This is a genomic window from Criibacterium bergeronii, assembly GCF_001693775.2.
Taxonomy (GTDB): Bacteria; Bacillota; Clostridia; order Peptostreptococcales; family Filifactoraceae; genus Peptoanaerobacter; species Peptoanaerobacter bergeronii.
On the sequence record NZ_MBEW02000046.1, the window covers coordinates 1 to 6,109 of the forward strand.

General features: G+C 32.2%; 8 protein-coding genes. 7 read left to right on the plus strand and 1 reads right to left on the minus strand.

The window, feature by feature from the left end; genetic code table 11:
- On the minus strand, positions 1-185 hold a 185-nt coding region (locus tag BBG48_RS11185; protein WP_206749613.1), incomplete at its 3' end, for a hypothetical protein.
- A 114-nt stretch (positions 186-299) separates the two neighbouring features.
- Between BBG48_RS11185 and BBG48_RS10365 the strand changes: the two genes are divergently transcribed.
- The 7 genes from BBG48_RS10365 to BBG48_RS10395 form a co-directional block, all read left to right on the plus strand.
- Positions 300-1,094 (plus strand): Rpn family recombination-promoting nuclease/putative transposase, encoded by a 795-nt coding sequence (locus BBG48_RS10365; protein ID WP_068913880.1) that lies wholly within the window; start codon positions 300-302, stop codon positions 1,092-1,094.
- Between the two features lie 282 nt (positions 1,095-1,376).
- Complete coding sequence (locus BBG48_RS10370; RefSeq protein WP_068913881.1) at positions 1,377-2,018, plus strand: 5-bromo-4-chloroindolyl phosphate hydrolysis family protein; 642 nt, start codon at positions 1,377-1,379, stop codon at positions 2,016-2,018.
- 60 nt (positions 2,019-2,078) lie between these two features.
- On the plus strand, positions 2,079-3,221 hold the full coding sequence (locus BBG48_RS10375) for a toxic anion resistance protein (RefSeq protein ID WP_068913882.1): 1,143 nt from the start codon (positions 2,079-2,081) through the stop codon (positions 3,219-3,221).
- Positions 3,222-3,392: 171 nt separating this feature from the next.
- On the plus strand, positions 3,393-4,121 hold the full coding sequence (locus BBG48_RS10380) for a TraX family protein (RefSeq protein ID WP_094754471.1): 729 nt from the start codon (positions 3,393-3,395) through the stop codon (positions 4,119-4,121).
- Positions 4,122-4,346: 225 nt separating this feature from the next.
- The gene (locus tag BBG48_RS10385; RefSeq protein WP_068913884.1) at positions 4,347-4,595 is read left to right on the plus strand and encodes a GlsB/YeaQ/YmgE family stress response membrane protein; all 249 of its coding nucleotides are present in this window, start codon (positions 4,347-4,349) and stop codon (positions 4,593-4,595) included.
- A 143-nt stretch (positions 4,596-4,738) separates the two neighbouring features.
- Complete coding sequence (locus BBG48_RS10390) at positions 4,739-5,401, plus strand: DNA alkylation repair protein (protein ID WP_068913885.1); 663 nt, start codon at positions 4,739-4,741, stop codon at positions 5,399-5,401.
- A gap of 277 nt (positions 5,402-5,678) precedes the next feature.
- The coding region (locus BBG48_RS10395; RefSeq protein WP_408608360.1) for a GTP pyrophosphokinase at positions 5,679-6,109 on the plus strand (431 nt) is incomplete at its 3' end.

Here is a 6,109-nt window from a genome sequence, read left to right on the forward strand (position 1 = left end):
GGTACAAGGACAATGGGATAAATATGTTGACTTAGTCGCTGACACACTTTTATAATTAAGCTTTTTATAGTAAAGGTGATATCCTTAAGTTTACATTTGCTGTTTTTATTAGTGGCATTACAATCACCAGCTTTTGTTAATATTATACAACAATGCATAGCATAACGCAGCATAATAAGTGGCATGGTTGTCCAAAAAATAAAACAGTGTTTATCTTCATGGTTGTCCTTGTATTTTAGCATATTGAATGCTATAATTTAAGCAAGGAAATCATATTAATAAAAAAACTATGGTGCAAAATGGATGATGATAAAATAGAATATACAATACAAATGGTACAAAAAATGACCTTGATGGACGATATATTTGCAAGGCAAATATTTAAAAATCATGAATGTAGCCAGCTGTTGATTAGGACTATATTAGATAATCAGGACATACAAATACAAGAGTTGACAGTGCAGGAGGACGTAGGTGGCTCTATATATAAGTCGGTAATACTTGACATATTGGCTAAGGATAATGACGGCATATTATACAACATAGAGATACAAAGAGCAGACAAGGGGGCAGAGCCGGTGAGAGCAAGATACCATAGTAGTATGCTTGATACTCACATACTGGCAAAGGGGCAAAAATACGGTGACCTCACGCAAACCTATATCATTTTTATAACAGAAAATGACATATTAAAAGGTGACCAAATGCTCTATACCATCAAAAGATATGTAGAGCAAACAAATAAACAATTTGCTGATGGTTCAAACATTATATATGTAAACACCAGCAAAACAGACGATACGGCACTGGGAAAACTAATCCACGACTTAAAATGCGTAGACCCTGAGCAAATGTATTATGAAGTGTTAAGGCAAGAAACCAAAATAGGCAAAAATGATAGAGAAAGGATGAAAAAAATGAGTTCAATAGTAGACGAAATCAGAGCTGATGGTATTAAAGTGGGAGAAGAAAGAGGAGAAGAAAAAAAGGGATTAGACGTAGCAAAAAAAATGATAAAAGAAAATCTTGACATAAGTCTAATAGAAAAAATAACAGGACTAAGCAAGGAAACTATAAAGTCAATGATGCTGTAGCAAATTTTTGTGACTAGTATAGCTACCGGCTCAATTTATCAAATAACATTATATAGCTTGCATTTTGACGTAAACATCAATAAAGCCACCTATTTTAAATGGGTGGCTTTATTATAATAAAAAATATAGCGCAGTGTGCAAATATTTTTTGCTATTTATAAACATAATATAGAAAATACATAGATTATAGGTTATACTATTAATATACTTTATATATGCAAATATATTTGATTGTGGCTCTGATAAGGCAGAGGCTTTTAAAACGCAGAGGGGTTGTAATTAATGGGATACCAAAGAAGAAAAATCGAAGCTGTAAGATTAATCATATCGACTGTTATTGCATTAATAGCAGTGTATTATCTAAGGGGATTTACACATTTTAATGAAATAATTTCCTTTGTGATTTTGTTATTGATAGATATTGGAGTTTACTTTGCATTAGCACCCTCCAAGCAAGCTAGGATAGACAAGCTAAAAAGAGAAGATACAAAGGAAAGAATGCAGCTAATGTATGACGCAAATAAAAAAATCAGAAAATTGAAATTTATGCAAAGGAATATCAAGGACAAAGATTATTTATTTTTGGTGAGAGACACGATTAAAACAGCAAACAATCTTATGGGATATTTGGACGAAAACCCTGATAAAATCACTAAGAGCAGAAAATTTTTGACTAGACAATTAGATATGGCGGTGGATAATGTAAAAGACTACATTGATGTCAACAGAGTGGATATCGAAAGAGCGAGGGTTGATAAATTTGAAGAGCAGTCAAAAAATATTATGAAAATCTTAAATGAAAGCTATCAGGAAGAGTTTTTGGCATTGGTAGAGGACAAGCTGGTCAATACAGACGTACAAAACGAGCTGTTAGAAAATAAAATCCAAGCTGAAAAGAGGATATCTATGCAAAGATTGCAATAAAAACTATGCTTTCTAACTATTATGAAGAAAAATACATTTTACACAAATTAGGAGGATTTTATGCAAGAGGTAAGCCTAGATGAATTAATGGCAAGCAAGGCGGGAGAATCTGATGTGTCCGTAGTGATAGATAGCCAAGAAGAATTAGTAGTACCAACAGCTAAAGAGGAATTTTCACCGGAAGAAGTACAAGCGGTAGAAAAAATCAAAAATACCATAGATTTTAAAAATGTACAAACACCGGTGCTATATGCGTCAAGCGCTCAAAAGGAGCTTTGTGAACTATCTTCCAATGTGCTTTCAAATATAAAATCTAAGGATTTGGGCGAAACCGGACAGCTACTGAGCAATTTGCTTACTACAGTGCAGGATTTTGATATTTCAGAATTACAAGAGGACAAAGGCTTTTTTGAATCTCTATTTAGCAAAAGCAAAAATAAAATTGATAAGATAATGGGCAAATATCAAGTGGTAGAAAAACAGGTCGACAAAATTGCCGACCAGCTTGATATATCAAAGGATGTCCTTATGAAAGATACAATTTTATTTGACAGATTGTATGACGAAAACTTGAAATATTTCAAAGAATTAAATCTATACATTGAGGCGGGCGAAGAATCTATATCAGATGTGAGGACGAATGTATTGCCAAAATTAATGCAAGAGGCAAAGGGCAAATCTGACCCAATGGCGATGCAGGTGGTGCAGGACTATCAGGCGAATATAGACAGATTTGAAAAGAAAATCCACGATTTAAAAACAACAAGAATGATAGCCTTGCAGACAGCTCCGCAGATAAAATTAATCCAAAGCAACAGCTCACTTTTAATAGACAAGATTGACCAAACCTTGGCAAACACTGTACCTCTATGGAAATCTCAGATGATTATTGCACTAGGCTTAGAGCATCAGGGCAAAATTGCTGAGATGCAAAAAGAAATTTCGGACATTACTAACGAACTTTTAAGAAAAAACGCTGATAAATTGAAACAAAATACTTTAGAGGTTGCTAAAGAGGCACAAAGAGGTATAGTGGATATAGAGTCTGTAAAATATGCCAACGAGCAGTTAATCTCTACAATCCAAGACTCTATAAAGATAAACGAGGACGCAAGAACCGCAAGGAAAAATGCGGAGGTTGAGCTATTTAAGCTGGAGGAAAATCTTAAAGAGGAATTGGAAAAGACAGTGCGTGGAAAGTAGAATATACAAAGGTGCTTTTCTTTGTTAGCCGGTAAGGTCAAGTGTTTATGAAGAATTACAATTAAAGTGGTTTATTGGATTTTAGTATTATAAGATTTTCAAATAAAAAAGTCTGAGTTTATGGTATAATTAAAACCGTAATTTCAGACTTTTATTTTTTAGGAGTATATTTTGCAAAATAATTTGATAAATAAAATCAGGGTATTAGATGGTGCTAGTTTAAAATGGATAGCTATGCTGAGTATGTTTTTAGACCATTTTAACAAGGGATTTTTAAAGCTTTACTTTCAAAAATCTCCCTATCAAGATGTGACTTTAATCGTATTGAGCAAAGCTTTTGCTGTATTAGGCAGGGTTGCATTCCCTATATTTTTGTTTTTACTTGTAGAGGGGTTTTTGCACACTAGGTCTAAGGCAAGATATTTTTTTCAGATGCTGATTTTTGCATTTATATCGGAAGTGCCTTTTGACATGGTGGTTTCCGGCAGGTTTGTAGACTTTTCCCATCAAAATATGTTTTTTACTCTAGCATTGGCTGTAGCTACTATGTGGGCGGTGGATATGCTAAAAAACAGATACTATAGCTGGAGGTCTTTATCTATTGCGGTATTTGTAATGTCTTTTTTGACAGCTACTTATTTTAGGTTTGACTATTTATTTTTAGGCATTTTAATTCCTATGCTTTATTATTTAAACTACAAAAACAGGTTTGGGTCCTCTATTATAAATTATATTATATATGTAATGACTACGTTTGACTTTGCATCTGCATTTGGATTTTTCATGGTGAACACTTACAATGGAAATAGGGGCAAGTTTTACAAATGGATTGGGTATTTATTTTATCCGGCACATCTTTTATTAATTGGATACTTGAGGATGTTTGTCCTTAATATTTAATAGTTTTAATACAAAAAAAATTATCTAAATAAAATGTTTAAGTGTCAATGTCAATGTCTTATAAGAATTTATTTAAATTTATTATCTGTTGCTTTTTATTTCTAATATTAGTTTATTATAAAATTGAGCGGGTACAATAGAATATAAGATTTATGAAATGATTAAATTTTATTATCGTGATAACCATATTAAAGATGTTAATAATAAATTTAAACGGAGGACGTTATGAGTATTTTATCTTGGATTATAATAGGAGCATTAGCAGGTTGGATAGCAAGTAAGATAATGGGAACTGATGAACAGCAAGGCGGATTAGGTAACATCATAGTTGGTATACTTGGTGGTGTAATAGGTGGCTGGATAATGTCATTTATAGGGAAAACCGGTGTAAATGGTTTTAGTCTTTGGTCATTTATAGTTGCTTTAATTGGCTCGATTGTGCTTATTGCCATATTTAAGGCTATTAGAAAATAGTTAGTATAAGTTTAATTTATAATAAAAAGCTGAAGTGTGAGAATATATTTTCATACTTCAGCTTTTTTATGCTATTTATTTGAAACATTACGATTTTAAAGGGTATAATCTAAATATAAAAATCAATATAAAAGGGGGATAATTTGAACTTACAAGAGGAGCTTTTTTCGTTGCAGGATACTAAATATAAGGAGTTTCAAGCAAGGCTAATACCTAATATTGATAGTGGCAGGATAATGGGAGTTAGGCTACCGATTTTAAGGAAATTGGCAAAAAAAATTGAAACTCAAGCTTTTTTAAATGAACTGCCTAAAAAATATTTTGAGGAGGATTTACTACAAGGCATTATCATTTCAAATATTAAGGACTATCAAAACTGCATTGAAAAATTAGAAAATTTTTTGCCTTATGTTGATAACTGGGCAGCTTGTGATACAATTTCGCCGAATATTTTTAAAAAGCATAAAACTGAGCTTATATTGAAAATTAATAATTGGATTAAATCAAAGCATACCTACACTTGCAGGTTTGGACTAAAAATGCTTATGACCCATTATTTAGATACTGATTTTAAAAAGTCATATTTGAAATTGCCGCTACAAATTAACAGCGATGAATACTATGTAAATATGATGATTGCTTGGTTTTATGCAACAGCTCTAGCTAAAAGGTGGCAGGAGACTATAAGCTATCTTGAGGGCAAAAAATTGGATAAATGGGTGCATAACAAAACCATACAAAAAGCAGTGGAAAGTTACAGAATAACTGATGAGCAAAAAAATTATCTTAGACAGCTTAAACTATAGTAAATGTATGGACATTTTTGTTGCTAATCGGAAAATATGGGTATATTACTTAAAAGGGATGTGCAGGAAAATAAAATTTTTAGTAGAAATTTATGCAAGATAGAGCGTTAAAAGTTATGCGGCTTTTAATTAAATATTTTGATTAGGACAGTTACTAAATTTATTTTCCGTTCAAAATTATCGTAAGAAGTAAATATATATGAGCATTTTATACATATTTTGTGATAATTTGGATAAGTGCATCAAATGCGGGTAAACGTATTCAAAGGAGGATTAGATGGGTCAGCAAGAGGACATAGTTACATTTTTAAAAAATAGAGATGTTTGGGAATTGGATGAGTTGGAAGAATTTAAAATCCTAATGCTTTATTATAAAAGTGTCATAAGGGAAGTCAGGACGAAATTGGAGGTGCTAAATGATGAGCTTTCCATGAGAAACCAGCGTAACCCTATAGAATTTGTAAAAAGTAGACTTAAAAAACCATCCAGTATAGCACAAAAGCTAAGAAGAAGAGGCTTACCGCTTACTACTGAGTCAATTAAAGAAAATATTCAAGATGTGGCAGGAATAAGAGTGGTTTGTAGCTTTTCTGATGATATTTATAAAATAGCGGATATGCTTATCAAGCAAGACGATATCAAGCTTTTACAGATAAAAGATTATATAAAAGAACCAAAGCCAAATGGATACAGCTCACTGCATATTAT

Excerpts from the sequence above, each read along its gene's own strand:
- BBG48_RS10370 (WP_068913881.1), top strand. The coding sequence starts at position 1,377 with ATGGGATACCAAAGAAGAAAAATCGAAGCTGTAAGATTAATCATATCG.
- BBG48_RS10365 (WP_068913880.1), top strand. The coding sequence starts at position 300 with ATGGATGATGATAAAATAGAATATACAATACAAATGGTACAAAAAATG.
- BBG48_RS10375 (WP_068913882.1), top strand. The coding sequence starts at position 2,079 with ATGCAAGAGGTAAGCCTAGATGAATTAATGGCAAGCAAGGCGGGAGAA.
- BBG48_RS10385 (WP_068913884.1), top strand. The coding sequence starts at position 4,347 with ATGAGTATTTTATCTTGGATTATAATAGGAGCATTAGCAGGTTGGATA.